General features: G+C 71.7%; 13 protein-coding genes. 4 read left to right on the top strand and 9 right to left on the bottom strand.

Annotated elements, in window-relative coordinates:
* Positions 1-195 precede the first annotated feature (195 nt).
* Positions 196-1,065, bottom strand: a complete 870-nt coding sequence (locus DEJ35_RS11790; protein WP_111192782.1) for a phosphoribosylaminoimidazolesuccinocarboxamide synthase — start codon at positions 1,063-1,065, stop codon at positions 196-198.
* Entirely contained in the window at positions 1,062-2,330 is a 1,269-nt protein-coding gene (purD, locus tag DEJ35_RS11785) for a phosphoribosylamine--glycine ligase (RefSeq protein ID WP_111090232.1), read from the bottom strand. The genes DEJ35_RS11790 and purD overlap by 4 nt, the downstream gene beginning before the upstream one ends.
* A gap of 57 nt (positions 2,331-2,387) precedes the next feature.
* Here purD and DEJ35_RS11780 point away from each other — a divergent pair, with 57 nt between their 5' ends.
* On the top strand, positions 2,388-2,759 hold the full coding sequence (locus tag DEJ35_RS11780) for a sterol carrier family protein (protein WP_071248502.1): 372 nt from the start codon (positions 2,388-2,390) through the stop codon (positions 2,757-2,759).
* Positions 2,760-3,059: 300 nt separating this feature from the next.
* Here DEJ35_RS11780 and DEJ35_RS11775 read toward each other — a convergent pair whose 3' ends face one another.
* Positions 3,060-5,648: a LuxR C-terminal-related transcriptional regulator gene (locus DEJ35_RS11775; protein WP_111192781.1), complete on the bottom strand. Its 2,589-nt coding sequence runs from the start codon at positions 5,646-5,648 to the stop codon at positions 3,060-3,062.
* Positions 5,649-5,756: 108 nt separating this feature from the next.
* Here DEJ35_RS11775 and DEJ35_RS11770 point away from each other — a divergent pair, with 108 nt between their 5' ends.
* The gene (locus DEJ35_RS11770; RefSeq protein WP_110858851.1) at positions 5,757-6,158 is read left to right on the top strand and encodes a hypothetical protein; all 402 of its coding nucleotides are present in this window, start codon (positions 5,757-5,759) and stop codon (positions 6,156-6,158) included.
* Between the two features lie 84 nt (positions 6,159-6,242).
* On the opposite strand, the gene purF is transcribed toward DEJ35_RS11770, so the two are convergent.
* The gene (gene purF / locus DEJ35_RS11765; RefSeq protein ID WP_027465037.1) at positions 6,243-7,700 is read right to left on the bottom strand and encodes an amidophosphoribosyltransferase; all 1,458 of its coding nucleotides are present in this window, start codon (positions 7,698-7,700) and stop codon (positions 6,243-6,245) included.
* A 73-nt stretch (positions 7,701-7,773) separates the two neighbouring features.
* On the opposite strand from purF, the gene purM reads away from it, so the two are divergent.
* The gene (purM, locus tag DEJ35_RS11760; RefSeq protein ID WP_111192780.1) at positions 7,774-8,889 is read left to right on the top strand and encodes a phosphoribosylformylglycinamidine cyclo-ligase; all 1,116 of its coding nucleotides are present in this window, start codon (positions 7,774-7,776) and stop codon (positions 8,887-8,889) included.
* A 671-nt stretch (positions 8,890-9,560) separates the two neighbouring features.
* Here purM and DEJ35_RS11755 read toward each other — a convergent pair.
* Positions 9,561-9,779: a DUF3073 domain-containing protein gene (locus DEJ35_RS11755; protein WP_017886249.1), complete on the bottom strand. Its 219-nt coding sequence runs from the start codon at positions 9,777-9,779 to the stop codon at positions 9,561-9,563.
* 158 nt (positions 9,780-9,937) lie between these two features.
* Here DEJ35_RS11755 and DEJ35_RS11750 point away from each other — a divergent pair, with 158 nt between their 5' ends.
* On the top strand, positions 9,938-11,083 hold the full coding sequence (locus DEJ35_RS11750; protein ID WP_111192779.1) for an NAD(P)-binding domain-containing protein: 1,146 nt from the start codon (positions 9,938-9,940) through the stop codon (positions 11,081-11,083).
* A gap of 122 nt (positions 11,084-11,205) precedes the next feature.
* On the opposite strand, the gene DEJ35_RS11745 is transcribed toward DEJ35_RS11750, so the two are convergent.
* From DEJ35_RS11745 to DEJ35_RS11730, 4 genes are all read right to left on the bottom strand, one after another.
* A complete protein-coding gene (locus tag DEJ35_RS11745) occupies positions 11,206-11,646 on the bottom strand; it encodes a DoxX family protein (RefSeq protein WP_111192778.1) in 441 nt (146 codons plus the stop codon).
* Between the two features lie 120 nt (positions 11,647-11,766).
* Positions 11,767-12,042 carry a DUF3072 domain-containing protein gene (locus tag DEJ35_RS11740; RefSeq protein WP_017886246.1) on the bottom strand — a complete coding sequence of 92 codons (276 nt, stop codon included), beginning with the start codon at positions 12,040-12,042 and terminating at the stop codon, positions 11,767-11,769.
* A gap of 61 nt (positions 12,043-12,103) precedes the next feature.
* The gene (locus DEJ35_RS11735) at positions 12,104-12,859 is read right to left on the bottom strand and encodes a hypothetical protein (RefSeq protein WP_111192777.1); all 756 of its coding nucleotides are present in this window, start codon (positions 12,857-12,859) and stop codon (positions 12,104-12,106) included.
* A gap of 11 nt (positions 12,860-12,870) precedes the next feature.
* Positions 12,871-15,105 carry an APC family permease gene (locus tag DEJ35_RS11730; RefSeq protein WP_110858856.1) on the bottom strand — a complete coding sequence of 745 codons (2,235 nt, stop codon included), beginning with the start codon at positions 15,103-15,105 and terminating at the stop codon, positions 12,871-12,873.
* Positions 15,106-15,164: the final 59 nt, after the last annotated feature.

Genomic DNA, 15,164 nt, shown 5'->3' with positions numbered 1-15,164 from the left:
GAGCGGGGCGTCGTGACCGTTCGGGTGGCACCGGGTACCGCGCGGCGAGTGGTCGCGACCTGCCGTGCGTCGGGCGCCGAGTGGTCGCGGACTGTCGGTCGGCGCGGCCTCGGGCGACGGTTCGTGACCGCACGGCGGACCTGAGCGGGGCGTCGTGACCGTTCGTGCGACACCAGGCGCCGACCGGGCGGGGCGTCAGGCGCCGAGGCGCTCGATCAGCTCGGCGTAGCGCGCAGCCGTTCGCTGGACGATCTCGTCCGGCAGGACCGGCGGCATGCCCTGGCGATCCCAGTGCGCGCTGAGCCAGTCCCGCACGATCTGCTTGTCGAACGAGTCGGTGCGGTCGGCGGAGCGGGCGTCCCAGTAGCGGCTGGAGTCGCTCGTCAGGACCTCGTCGGCGATGCGGATCCGGCCGGTGGCGTCCTGCCCGAACTCGAACTTGGTGTCCGCGATGACGACGTCACGCTCGAGAGCGATGGCCGCGGCCTCGGTGTAGACGTGCAGCGAGAGCTCGCGCAGGGTGGCCGCGGTCTCGGCACCGACCAGGTCGACGGTCTGCTCGTACGAGATGTTCTCGTCGTGCTCGCCCTGGGCCGCCTTGTACGCCGGCGTGTAGATCGGTTCCGGCAGGCGGTCACCGTTGGACAGCCCCGCGGGGAGCGCGACGCCGCACACGCTGCCGGTCTCCTGGTACTCGGCCCAGCCGCTGCCGACCAGGTACCCGCGCACGACGCACTCGACGGGGAACATCGTGAGCGGCATGACGTGCATCGACCGTGCCTCGACCTCGGCGGGCACCGGGGTTCCACCGGAGGACGGGCCGATGATGTGGTTCGGGACGTCGCTCAGCTGGGTGAACCAGAACCGCGACAGGCGGGTCAGCAGTTCGCCCTTGCCCGGGATCGGCGGCTCGAGCGCGAAGTCGTACGCGCTGACCCGGTCCGAGGCGACGAGCAGCAGCTCGGACGCGCTCGCCAGGTCCGCGGTGCCCTCGGGCACGTAGAGCTCGCGCACCTTGCCGGACGAGACGTGCCGCCAGCCGGCGATCGGAGCGGCGGCGGTCACTTCGCGACCTTCGCGGCGATGTCGGTGCGGAACTGGGCGCCGTCGAGCGTGATGTCGCCGAGCCCGGCGTAGGCGCGCTCGCGGGCCTGGGCGAAGTCCGACCCGGTCGCCACGACGCTGAGCACCCGGCCACCCGTGGCCACGAGCGTGTCGTCGAGGACACCGGTGGCGGCGTGCGCGACCGAGACGCCGTCGCGGGCGTTCGCGTCGTCGATGCCGGTGATCGGTCGACCGGTCTGCGGGTTCTCCGGGTAGCCCTCGCTCGCCAGGACGACGGTCACGGCGACCTCGTCGCGGAACACGGGTGCGGGCACCGCACCGAGCTGCCCGGTGGCGGCAGCCAGCAGGAGTTCGCTGAGCGGCGTGGCCAGGCGGGGGAGCACGACCTGCGTCTCCGGGTCACCGAAGCGCGCGTTGAACTCGATCACGCGGACGCCCTGCTCGGTGACGATGAGGCCGCAGTACAGGAGCCCGACGAACGGCGTGCCCTCGTGTTCGAGGCGGCGGACGGTCGGCAGCGCGACGAGCTCGGTGACCTCGTCGACGAAGGCCTGCTCGGACGGCCAGCGGTCGGCGAGCCACGGCAGCGGCGAGTACGCACCCATGCCGCCCGTGTTCGGTCCGTGGTCGCCGTCGGCCAGGCGCTTGTAGTCCTGCGCAGGGCTGAGCGCGCGGACGTCGTGCCCGTCGCTCAGGAAGAACAACGAGACCTCTTCGCCGTCGAGGAACTCCTCGACCACGACGTGTCCGTGCTGGAGCCAGTAGGTGGCGTGGTCGATCGCGGCCTGGCGGTCGTCGGTCACGAGCACGCCCTTGCCGGCGGCGAGCCCGTCGGCCTTGACCACGTACGGGGCGCCGAGCTCGTCGATCGCGGCGACGGCTTCGTCCGCCGTGCCGGCGTAGACCGGACGCCCTGTGGGCACACCGGCCTCGCCCATGATCCGCTTGGCGAACGCCTTCGACCCCTCGAGCTGCGCGGCGGCCTTGCCCGGCCCGAACACCGGGATGCCGCGGGTGCGCACCGGGTCGGCCACGCCGGCGATGAGCGGGGCCTCGGGGCCCACGACGACGAGCTCGACGTCGTTCTCGATCGCGTACTCGGCGACGAGCGCACCGTTGGTGGGGTCGAGGGAGACGGTCTCGACGTCGGCGGCGATGCCGGCGTTGCCGGGCGCTGCCGTGATGACGTGACCCGCATGCTCAGCGAGGAGGGCCGTGATGATCGCGTGCTCGCGGGCACCGGAACCGAGGACGAGGATTCGCACCCGATCACCCTACCCAGCCCGACTCGCCGCCCGCGATGCGAGGGCTAGCCTGTGGAGATGCCACCCAGGAGGATCGAGGACGCCGACGGGCGCGCGGCACTGGCCGCGGTGCGTCGTGGGGAGACGGCTCGACCGGCCGTCGCGACCGCGGTGCGGTGGACGTTGCAGTGCCTGGCGGACGAGGTGCCGGGCAACAGCGTCGAGGTGCGGGTGCCGCCGTTCGCCGCCGTCCAGGCCGTGCCCGGACCCCGGCACACCCGTGGCACGCCGCCGAACGTGGTCGAGACCGACGCCACCACGTGGCTCGCGCTCGCGTCCGGTGAGCTGACCTGGGCCGAGGCGGTCGCGCAGTCGCGCGTCAGCGCCTCGGGCTCGCGCGCCGACCTGACGGCGTTCCTGCCGGTCCGGCTGCCCGCCCCCGGCGCCTGACCCACCCGCGCCTGACCGAATCGCGCCTGCCCGAACCGCCCCGAAGCCGCCCGCGGAGGATTCCCGCGCGAATTAGGTAGTGCCTACCGATGCGCCCGCATCGACCGGGTTCCTAAGCTTGAAGTCGCCGGGATTCGGACCCGACCCGAACGGGTCCGAACCCGGCGACAGGCACCAAGGTACGCGATGTTCCACACAACGTGTCAATCGTGGCGGCGCGTCGTGCTGCAATCCGCAACGTTCTTGCGTGTGCGACAGCCGATGCCGAACGCTGAGCAGCTCAGAGCAGCTCAGAGCAGCTCAGAGCAGCTCGCTGAGCTCCGAGCGCGCGTGCAGGTCCCACTTCGCGAAGACACGGGACAGGTGCGCGTCGATCGTCCGCGTCGAGAGCCCGAGGGACTCCGCGATCCGGCGGTTGCTCAGCCCCTGCGCAGCGAGCTCGGCGACCTCGTACTCGCGCTTCGTCAGCGGCGGTTTCGAGCGCGCGGCGGCCACCGAGACACCGTGCGCCGCGAGCACGCCCTGCGCCGCGATCACCCGCGTGCGATCGCCGGCACGCACGGCGTCGGCGTACTCGATCACGGCGGCGGCGAGTGGTCCGTCGACGCGGGTAGCGGCCTCGCGCATCCGCGCGAGCGAACCGGTCGAGTCGCGCCCCTGCGACATGCCGACCGCGTGGTGCAGGGCGTACCCGTACATCACGTGCGTCCACGAGCCGTTGGCCGTGCTGCGTTCGATGATCTCGTCGGCGTGCTGCAGTCCGGCCGGGTTGCCGAGCACGGCCTCGGTCCAGGCGATCGACACGGCGACCTGCTCGCCGATGATCCGCATCGCCCGCAGCGGGGTGGTCCGGGCCCGCTCGAGCGCACTGGAGGCTGCTTCCGGGCGTCCGGCGTAGGCGTGCGCCAGGGCCAGACGTGCCCAGGGGTAGGCCGCGAACCCGCCGTGGTCGGCGATGTCGTACCGTTCGCACGCCGCCGAGAACGCGGCGACCGCGTCGTCCCAGCGGCGCTGTGCGATCGCCAGGTTGCCCTGGCCGATGAGCTCGAGCGTGAAGTCGTACTTCAGGTACGGGCTGGACCGCCCCGCCGGCACCTCGATGATCAGGTCGTCCAGGTCGCCGCGCCACATCTGCACCTGGTGCAGGACGGAGGAGTTCTCGCCGACGCTCCAGGGCGCTGCCTCGACGTGGGCCACGGCGGTGGCCAGGGCGCGGTGACCGAGCGCGGACGCGTCGTCCAGCCGGCCGGCGGTCGCCAACGCCATCACGGCGCAGGGTGCGACGGCGAGGAACGACATCGGCATCGTCGGGGCGTGCACGATCCCGCTGCGCTCGATCTCGGCCCGGACCTCGGCGAAGTCCCCGCCCCAGCCCTGGTGCGCCATCCGCAGCAGCCGCAGCCGCTCGACGGCCTCGTCGGACACCACCAGGCGCGTGGCGGCATCGGTCAGGGCGACCGCCGCCGTGACGTCGTCGTCGTGGAACTGGCGGATGTTCGCCAGGGTCTCGCACGCTTCGATCACGGCCTCGTCGGTGACGTCGCCGACGTGCCGCTTCGCCACCTCCCAAGCGGCTTCGGCGCCGGCGCGGCCGGCTTCACGGCCGTCCGAGTACGAGTACGCCAACGAGCGGAGGCAGTGCGCGGCGACCTGCTCGGTCGGGGTGAGTGTCGTGCGGAGCGCTGCCGAGGCCAGGGCGATCCCGCTCTCGTGCTCCTGCAGCCGCACGGCGACCTGCGCGGCGTCGAGCAGCTGGTCCACCGACGGCAGGACCCCGCACTCGAGCGACCACAGCGCGGCACGCAGGCGTGCTGCGGGCGGTGCGCCCTCGGGTCGGTCGGTGCGGAAGGCGTTGGCGCGCGCGAAGAGCGCCGTGCGCCGGGCCACCGGCACCAGGGTCCGGATGACCTCGCCGACGAGCGGGTGCGACGGCCGGACGACCGCGGCGCCGTCCTCGAGTGAATCGATCCGGACCAAGCCGAGCGCGACGACCCGGTCGACGTCCCCGCCGGTGACCAGGCCGAGCAGGCGCGCGAGCGGGATCGGGTCGGCGAGGGCGACGATGTCGACGACGTCGCGCAGGTCCTCCGGCAGCGACCCGAGCTCCGTGCGGTACATGTCGGCGAGGCTGTCCGACGCGGTCACCCGTCCGCGCCAGTACCACCCGGTCGCCGTGTGGTCGAGTGCACCGGAGACCCGTGCCGCGCGGACCACCTCGCGCAGGTACAGCGGGTTGCCGGCGGTGGCGCGGTGGACGCGCTCGGCGGAGGCGTTCTCGAGCGGCGAGCCCAGCGCCTCGGCCACGAGTGCCGCGGTCTCGTGCAGCGCCAGGGGCTGCAGGTCGATGCGCTCGAGCAGGTCGTCCTGCCACAGCGCGCGGAGCGGCTCGGGGAGCGCCGTGAAGTCGCGGCAGGTCAGGACGAGCCGGGCGCCCTGCCGGCGGACCAACCAGGCGACGTACCGCGCGGAGATCGCGTCGAGGTGGTCGGCGTCGTCGACGCGGAGCAGGACGTCGCGGTCGACGAGGTCCTCGATCGCCCGGAGGCGCTGCTCGGCACCGGTGTCGTCGGACAGCTCCGAGATGGACGCCGGCAGCTCGCCGAAGCGCTCGGCGACGGCGCCGAAGGGCATCGACCTGCTCGCGGCGACCGCCGTGATCGGCACGACGACCGTGCGGCCGGTGCCGTCGCGACCGGCGACGCGGTCGGTGACCCGCGCCGCGGCGGTGCTCTTGCCGATCCCGGGGGCGCCGACGAGTGCGACGCTCCACCGGTGCTCGGCGACGACGGCGACGGCGCGGTCCTCCTCGACGCGCTGCGCGACGGGCCAGGCCACGCGGGCGGGGGCGGTCGGTCGGCGTCGGCGGGCGGGTGCGGTTCGTTCACGCATCCGACACACCTCCTCCCCTTGGGATACCGACCAGTAGCGACCATCCTCTCCCGGATCGGTCGCCGGGCACAGGCCGCGGGACGTCCCACAGTGGGGGACAATGGACGGGTGAGCAACACCGATCAACCCGACGAGCAGCCGCTCCCCACGCCGGCACCGGCTCCCAGCGCGGTCGCCAGCCCCGACGAGGTCACCATCCGCCGTGCACCGAAGTTCGGCGTGTTCATCGTCGGCGGTGCCGTGCTCGGATTCCTCGCGACCCTCGTCGTGGTCGCCCTCACCATGAACCTCGGTGGCCAGCGGGACCAGACCAGCTTCGGCAGCCTGGTCGGCTACTTCAGCCTGTGGGGTGTCACGATCGGTGCCTTCGTCGGTGCGGTCGTCGCCGTCGTGTTCGACCGGGTCTACGCCCGGCGGTCGGCCCGCCTGACGGCGGAGCGCGTCGAGGTCGAACTGCCCCCCGAGACGGTCGACGGCGAGCTCGACGACCACGGTGACCAGCGGCCGTAGCCGCTCCCGATCAACGGACTGGAGGCCCGGTGCCAGCTGGCACCGGGCCTCCAGTCCGTCTGGTGGTCGCGTCTCGGACGCGACCTAGCTGAGCTGGTTCGCCTCGACCCAGGACAGGTACTCCGGGCTCACGGTGCCCGTGACGTACTCGCCCGTGAAGCAGCTCATCTCGAGGTCGGTCACGTCGGAGCCCTCGATGATGGCGTCGCGCATGTCCCCGACCTCCTGGTAGATCAGGTGGTCGCTGCCGAGCACGCGGTTGATCTCCGGGATCTTCCGGTCGTGCGCGATGAGCTCCGCGCGCGTCGGCATGTTGATGCCGTAGACGTGCGGGAACCGGACAGGCGGAGCGGCACTCGTGAACGTGACCTCGTTCGCGCCGGCGGCCCGGGCCATCTCGACGATCTCGCGGCTCGTGGTGCCGCGGACGATCGAGTCGTCGACGATCAGGATGTTCTTGCCCTTGAACTCGGACGACATCGCGTTGAGCTTCTGGCGCACCGAACGCTTGCGCTCCGCCTGCCCCGGCATGATGAAGGTGCGGCCGACGTAGCGGTTCTTGTAGAAGCCCTCGCGGTACTCGATGCCGAGCTTCCGGGCGACCTGCATGGCCGCCGGACGGCTCGAGTCCGGGATCGGCATGACCACGTCGATGTCACCGGTCGGCGCGTACTGCTCGATGGTGTCGGCGAGACGGTTGCCGAGGCGCAGACGCGCGTCGTAGACCGAGATGCCGTTCATCACCGAGTCGGGGCGTGCCAGGTAGACGTACTCGAACGAGCACGGCACCAGGCGCGGGTTCTTCGCGCACTGGCGGGCGTGCATCTGGCCGTTCATCTCGATGAAGACGGCCTCGCCCGGGGCGATGTCGCGGACGATCTCGTACCCGCCGGACTCGAGCACGAGCGACTCGCTCGCGACGACCCACTCCGGCTGCCCGGCCTCGTCGAACTTGTGGCCGAGGATCAGCGGGCGGATGCCGAACGGGTCGCGGAAGGCCAGCAGCCCGTGCCCGGCGATGGTCGCGATCGTGGCGTAGGAGCCCTCGACCCGCTCGTGCACGCGCTCGACGGCGTCGAAGACCTGACCCGGGTCGAGGTTCGCGCCGCGGACCTGGCCCTGCAGCTCGTGCGCCAGCACGTTCACCAGGAGCTCGGTGTCGCTCGTCGTGTTCAGGTGGCGACGGTCGATGTCGAACAGTTCACGCGTGAGTTCCCGCGTGTTGGTGAGGTTGCCGTTGTGGACGAGGACGATGCCGTACGGCGCGTTCACGTAGAACGGCTGGGCCTCTTCCTCGTTCGTCGCGGCGCCCTTGGTGGCGTAGCGGACGTGTCCGAGTCCCATGGTGCCGAGGAGGGCACGCATGTCGCGGGTGCGGAACGCCTCACGCACGTGGCCGCGGGTCTTGTGCATGTGGTGCACGTGACCCTCGACCGTGGCGATGCCCGTCGAGTCCTGCCCGCGGTGCTGCAGGAGGAGCAGTGCGTCGTAGATGGATTGGTTGGCGGGGCCCTGCGCAACAAGGCCGACGATGCCGCACATTCGCGGGTGTGCTCCAGACCGTAGAATCGGGGGGTACCGAACAAGTCTGCCATGTCACCGCGAAGGACTCCGCATGCCCAACCCGTACGCCGAAGCCGGAGTGGACACCGCTGCCGGTGACCTGGCCGTCGAACTGATGAAGTCCGCGGTTGCGGCGACCCACAACGCCTCGGTCCTCGGTGGCGTCGGTGGGTTCGCCGGGCTCTACGACGTCTCGTTCCTGAAGGACTTCTCACACCCGTTGCTCGCGACCTCGACCGACGGCGTCGGCACCAAGGTCGCGATCGCGCAGGCGATCGACAAGCATGACACCATCGGGCAGGACCTGGTCGGCATGGTCGTCGACGACATCGTCGTGGTCGGCGCGAAGCCGCTGTTCATGACCGACTACATCGCGTGCGGTCGTGTGGTGCCGGGCCGGATCGCCGACATCGTCGCCGGCATCGCCCGCGGCTGCTCGGAGACCGGCACCGCCCTGGTCGGCGGCGAGACCGCCGAGCACCCGGGGCTGCTCGGCCCGGACGACTACGACGTGGCCGGTGCGGCGACGGGTGTCGTCGAGGCGGACGCGCAGCTCGGAGCGCACCTGGTGCAGGACGGTGACGTGGTCCTGGCGATCGAGTCGTCGGGCCTGCACTCGAACGGCTACTCGCTCGTGCGGCACATCCTGGCGTCGCGGGGCGTCGGCTTCACGGACCAGCTGGCCGACCTGAGCGGCGTCGGCTTCGGCGGCGCGGTCTCCGTCGGCGAAGCCCTGCTCGAGCCGACCCGCCTGTACACCGCACCGCTCCTGGCGCTCCTCGAGCAGCACCCGGGCGCGGTGCACTCGCTCTCGCACGTGACCGGTGGTGGCATCGCCGCGAACCTGGCGCGCGTGCTGCCCGTCGGCTCCTGGGTCGAGGTCGATCGCTCCACCTGGCAGCCGCTCCCGGTCTTCCGGGTCCTGGCTGACATGGCCGGCACCCCGATCGAGGACACCGAGGGCACCTGGAACCTGGGCATCGGCATGTTCGCCGTCGTCTCGGCCGGGGCCGCTGCCGAGGTCATCGCCTCACTCGGTGCCGCCGGCATGCCCACGTGGCCCGTCGGCACCATCGCCACGTCCGCGCGGGACCTGACCGGGTTCGAGCAGGGGGCCAAGGGTGTCGACGGCGGCGCTGTCCGGCTCGTCGGGAGCTACGCGGGCTGACCAGCTCGGCGGCGCCGGGCCGGGGGCTCCCGCTCCCGCTCCCGCCGCGCCGCGGTCCTGCGCCGCGCCGTGGAGCGTGCGGTGAGTGGTCACGAACCGTCGTTCGGCGGGCCTGCAGTCGACGATTCGTGACCGCACGGCGTCTTGCGCGCGGGGAGTCGTGACCATTCGAGGCCGGGACTCGGGCGCGGTACCGGGGCGTGTGATGCGAGCAGCCTGGTCCTTGCCTCCGTCGCGGGTGTGCCGGGGACTCGCCGTGCTGCGTGCGGTGACTGGTCACGAACCGTCGTTCAACGTGCCTGCAGCCGACAGTTCGTGACCGCTCGGCGTCTTGCGCGCGGGGAGTCGTGACCACTCGAGGCCGGGACTCGGGCGCGGTACCGGTGCGTGTGATGCGAGCAGCCTGGCCCCTGCCTCCGTCGCGGGTGTGCCGGGGACTCGCTGTGGTGCGTGCGGTGAGCGGTCACGAACCGTCGCCTGGCGTGCCTGCAGCCGACAGTTCTCGACCGCACGGCGTCTTGCGCGCGGGGAGTCGTGACCACTCGCGGCCGGGACCCGAGCGCGCTGCAGGGTGCCCTGGAAGATCCGATGAGTGCCTGTGCGCGTCCGGCGTCCGGGCACGCGGAAACGCCGCGCTGCCCGAGGGCTGCGCGGCGTGACTGCGAGAGAAGTCAGGCGGACTTGTTCTGGTCTGCCTGGGTCTCGAACTCGTCTTCGTCTTCCGCCGGTTCCGGACCGTACTGGTCCGCCCAACGGTCGACGTAGTTCTCGTCGGAGTGTTGTCCGGCGGAGAGCTCTTGCTCGAGCGCACCGTAGTTCGTCTGCGGGCTGAAGTACTTCAGCTCGCGGGCGACCTTGGTGTGCTTCGCCTTCTGACGGCCGCGCCCCATGCGTGACCCCCTCGTTCGGCTCTGGTCCGGTCCTGGCGAATGACGGAGGATCACTCGGGGAACCAGACGGTTCGTGGTTTGAAATCTGCCGATCACTCTACCATGTACCTCGATCTGGACGTCGCGCGACGGCTGGCCCGCACAGCAGAATCGAAGTGATGACGGAACCCCTCGAGACCCCGGTCGACCAGCACGCCCGCGTGGTGGTGATCGGTGCGGGGCAGGCGGGGCTCTCCGTGGGATACCACCTGCGTCGCCTCGGGCTCGTCCCGGGCAGCGAGCTGGTGATCCTCGACCGCGCGCCGAGCACCGGTGGGGCGTGGCAGTTCCGGTGGGAGGCCCTGCGGCTCGGAGCGGCGCACCGGGTGCACGACCTGCCCGGCATGCGCGCGATGGGCCTGGAGTTCGACGACGCCGACCGGTCACGGCCCGCCCGGGACGTCGTCGGGGAGTACTACCGGCGCTTCGAGCAGCACTACGACCTGCGGGTCCGGCGCCCGGTCACGGTGACGTCCGTCTCGCGCATCGACGGCGACGGCGGCGTGGCGGCCGAGGCTCCGGCGGACGGCGGCCTGTGCGTCACGACCCGGAGCGCCGACGGCACCGTCACGCGCATCCGTGCCGAGGTCGTGGTGAACGCGTCCGGCACGTGGGGCACCCCGTTCGTGCCGTGGTACCCGGGCCGCGACGTGTTCCGCGGACGGCAGGTCGACACGACCGAGTACCGCAGCGCCACCGAGTTCGCTCGCCAGGACGTCGTGGTGGTGGGCGGTGGGACGAGCGCGATCGGGTTCCTGCTCGAACTCGACGGCGTCGCCCGCTCGACGCGGTGGTTCACCCGGCGCCCGATGGTCTGGGCCGGGACAGCGTCGCTCGACGTCGAGTCCGCGGTGGCCGCCGTCGACGAACAGGACCGTGCCGCCCGCGCCGGCGAGGTCCTGCCGAGCATCGTCAGCGGCACCGGGGTCCCGGTGTCGCGACGGATCCGCGCCGGCATCGACCGCGGCGTGCTGCGTGACGAGCCGATGTTCACGCGGATGGACGAGACCGGCGTGTGGACCGCCGACGGATCCCATGTGCGCGCCGACGCGGTGATCTGGGCGACGGGGTTCCGCGCCGACCTGCGGCACCTCGCACCGCTGCACCTGCGGACCCCGGCGGGCGGGGTGGTGGTCGAGGACGGCCGGTCGGCCGAGGAGCCGCGGTTGTTCCTGGCCGGCTACGGTCCCCAGGCGTCGACCATCGGTGCGAACCGGGCCGGACGGCGCATCGCCCGCCAGGTCATGGACGCACTGGCGGGCTGAACGGCCGCGCGGCCCCTCGCACGGTGCGAGGGGCCACGCGAACGGTGCGAGGTTCCGTTCCCGGTGCGGCCCTCGTGAGCTCGCACGAGCGACGGAACCTCGCACCGGACAAGCCGCGCGGCTCAGGCGGGCAGGGGTCCCTCGACGCCACGACGACGGCGCGACGACTTGAGCACCAGGGCGTCGAGCGAGAACCGCCCGGGCCCGGTCAACGCCACGGCGAACGACGCCACCGCGAGGACGAGCACGTACTCGAACCCGCCGTCCTGCGAGTAGAAGCCGGCGGTGCCGTGGGCCAGGAACCCGGCGACCACCATGTCGACGGCCAGCAGCACGCCGACGACGCGGGTGGCGACGCCGAGCACGAGCAGGATGCCGCCGACGAGCTCGAGGCCGGCGACCAGGGGTGCTGCGACCTCGGCGAGGGGGACGCCCATGCCGGAGAAGCCCTGCACCACGGCGGGGATGCCCTGGGCGAACTTCTGGGCGCCGTGGGCGATGAACACCACCCCGAGGACGATGCGGAGCGCGGTCAGGCCGATGGAGGTCGATGTCGTTCGCATGGCCACGAAGGTAGCCGGTGACGCGTCATCGATCGTCCTCGAACAGGGGACTGACCGCGCTTCGCCAGAACACGCTCAGAGCATGCCCAGGCAGCGGTCCGCCGAAGGGCGGACTGCTCCTCAGGAATCGGCGCCGCGGCCGGTCTGCTGCTGGAGACGGTCGATGTGCTCCGACGCCTGCGCCTTGGTGAGGTCGGCGGGGAGCTCCTCGCCGGCTTCACGGGCCAGGGTGTCGAGGTAGCTGCGCTGCGGTCCGGTCATCGGCTCGTCGCCGGTGACCCACTGCTCGGGGTCCTTGCTCGCGTCGGTGGAGGGGTCGGGTCGGGGGCCGCCGAGGGTCTCGCCCTGGATCGGTGCGTCCGGGGTCTGCTGCTGGTCGCGGTCTGCGTCACTCATGTCCGCGACGGTACGCCGCACCCCCGTCGCGACACGCAGCAGCGGCGTCCCCCGAAGCGGCTCAGACCGCAGTCGCCGCGTACCGCACCAGGTCGGGCCCGACGGCACTCGTGGCGATCGGTACGACGCGGTCGTCGCGGCGGATCCAGATCGTCGCCGCACGCACGTCGATCCGGTCGACCTCGTGCAGTTCGCCGTCGAGCAGCACCGACGCCGTGACCCGGACGTGACCGCTCGCCGGACGTGGCGGCAACCCGACCACGTCGTCGCCGTACGCCGGGTGCTCGCCGGGCTGCAGGAACGGTGACACCGGGGCGGTGACGACCTCGAGCCCCTCGGGGACAGCGCTCACCGCCACCAGGCGGACGGCCTGGTCGGTCGGCAGCGGCGCGTCGACGACGGGCTCGGCGGTGGGGCCGGCCAGCGCGCGGAACGCGGGTCGACCGTCGGGGGCGAGGTGAGCCTCCAGGCCGTCGATCCGGACGCGACCGCGCCCACGGGAGTCGGCGTAGACGCCGGGCTCGATGCCGGACTGCCGGGCCTCGAGCCGGGTGAGGACGACGCGGTCCGGGCGGTACCAGTCGCGGAGCGCCGCCGGATCCACCCAGCCGACGCTCGGGACGCCACGGGAGAGCGCGGCGGACTCGTCGGCGGCGCGCTCGTCACACGCGCCGAGGGGATGCTCGCCCCGCACGGCGACGAGTCCTTCGAGCGGGCTGCCGGGCGGCGGTTCGTGGTCGAGCACCTCGACGCGCTTCGAGACCTTGCCGCCGTGTCCGTCGAACGTGGCGAACGTCCGCAGGTCACTGATGGTCATGGGGCCACATGCTACGACTCGTCGGCTCCCCGTCGCGGCGGGGAGGGCACGAGGGCGTGGATCTCGCCCGTGCAGAGCGCGGGGTCGACGCCCTCGGCGGGGCCCGCCGGACGGGTCGCGCGGCGCGGCTGGATGCTGTTGCGCTCGGCGGATCGGAGCAGGCGGTCCTCGGTCGCGGCCTCGGCCGGCGACGCGGGCTGCGCGGGGCGGCGGAGCGGGGGCCGGACGGGCTCGCCGCGGCGATCCTGGCCGGGCAGCGGGCGGGAGCGCCGGCCGTACAGCAGCTCGGACGAGTCGAGGAGCCACGGCACCAGGGCCACGGTGACGCCGTGCACGAGCAGCAGCTTCTTGCGGATGCGGCGACCGCGGTGGTTGTGGAGCAGGCCCTCCCACCAGTGCCCGACGATGAAGATCGGGGTGTAGACGGTGACGACCTCGGAGCCGTGCTCGTGCCGGTGTGCCTTGATGTACTTGATCAGCGGCATCGAGATGTCACGGTAGGGGCTCGGCACGATCGTCAGCGGCACCTGGATGCCGTACTCCGCCCACTGGTCGCGCAGGCGTTGGGACTCGGCGTCGTCGATCGCGACGTGCACCGCCTCGATGCTCGCGTGCTCCGCGGCGACCGCGTAGTCGAGCGCCTTGAGCACGGGCTTCTGCAGCTTGTTCACCAGCACGATGGCGTGGTCGCCGGTGGCGCCGAACTTCGTCTCGACGTCGGCCTCGATCTCGTGCGAGACGTCGCGGTAGTACCGGTTCACGCCGAGCATCAGCACGTACAGCACCGGCATGATCAGGAACACGAGCCAGGCCCCGTGGGTGAACTTCGTGATCGTGACGATGACGAGCACCACGAGGGTGAAGGTGGCGCCGATCGCGTTGATCGTGCGGGAGCGGACGACCTGCCCGCGGTTCACGGGTGGCTCGTCGTCAGCAGCGGGCGACCCGTCCCGGTCCCGGTCGGCCCGAAGCAGCCGCGTCCAGTGCACGACCATGCCCGTCTGCCCGAGCGTGAACGACACGAAGACACCGATGATGTAGAGCTGGATGAGGCTCGTGACGTTCGCCCGGTAGACCACGAGCAGCGCCGCGGCGACGAGGGCGAGGACGATGACGCCGTTCGAGTAGATGAGGCGGTCGCCGCGGGTCGAGAGCGCCTTCGGAGCGTACGAGTCGCGCGCCAGGATCGAGCCGAGCAGCGGGAAGCCGTTGAAGGCCGTGTTCGCCGCGAGGAGCAGGACCGCTGCCGTCGTCGCCTGGATGACGAAGAACAGCACCGAGTTGTTGCCGAACGTCGCCGCAGCGATCTGCGCGATGAGCGAGCGCTGGGGCGTGGTCGCACAGTTCGCGAAGCCCTGCAGGTCGCAGGCACGCTCGGCGTAGTGCACGTGCGACACGAGCGCCAGGGTGATGAGCCCGATGAACAGGACGATCGCGATGCCGCCCATCGCGACCAGGGTGGCCTGCGCGTTCTTGATCTTCGGCCGGCGGAACGCCTGCACGCCGTTCGCGATGGCCTCGACGCCGGTCAGGGCCGAGCAGCCCGAGGCGAAGGCGCGGAGGAGCAGCAGGATGAACGCCGCCTGCGTCGTGTGTTCCACGTTCTGCACGGTGTACGCAGCGGACTCGGCGACCGGGGCGTTGCCGGCTGCCACCCGGACGAGTCCGGTGACGACCATCACGAAGACGCTCGCCACGAACAGGTAGGTCGGGATCGCGAAGGCCTTGCTCGACTCCCGCACACCCCGCAGGTTGGCGGCGGCGAGCAGCACGACGAACAGCAGGGCGAGCTCGACGCGGAAGTGGTCGAGCATCGGCAGCGCCGAGATGATGTTGTCGACACCGGAGGCGACCGACACGGCCACCGTCATCACGTAGTCGACGAGCAGCGCACTGGCGACGACCAGCCCGGCCTTCTCACCGAGGTTCCGGTGCGCCACCTCGTAGTCGCCACCGCCGGACGGGTACGCCTTGATGAGCTGCCGGTACGAGGCGACGACGACCACGAGCAGCAGCACGACGAGCGCGGCGACCCACGGCGCGAACGTCAGGAAGGCCATGCCGCCGAGCAGCAGGATCATCAGGAGTTCCTGCGGCGCGTACGCGACAGAGGACAGCGGGTCACTCGCGAAGATCGGCAGGGCCAGGTGCTTCGGGAGGAGCTGTCCTTCGAGCTTCTCAGAGGGGAGGGGATCCCCGATCAGTCGTGCTTTCAACGACCGGATCTCGTTCGTCACGAGCGGCAAACCTACTCAGTTCCGGGCGCGAGTCAACACGGTTCGCCTGCCGCATATTCCCGGGTGCC

The organism is Curtobacterium sp. MCPF17_051, from assembly GCF_003234595.1.
In the GTDB taxonomy this organism is placed as follows: Bacteria; Actinomycetota; Actinomycetes; order Actinomycetales; family Microbacteriaceae; genus Curtobacterium; species Curtobacterium flaccumfaciens.
This window is presented reverse-complemented; position numbering and strand designations above follow the sequence as displayed.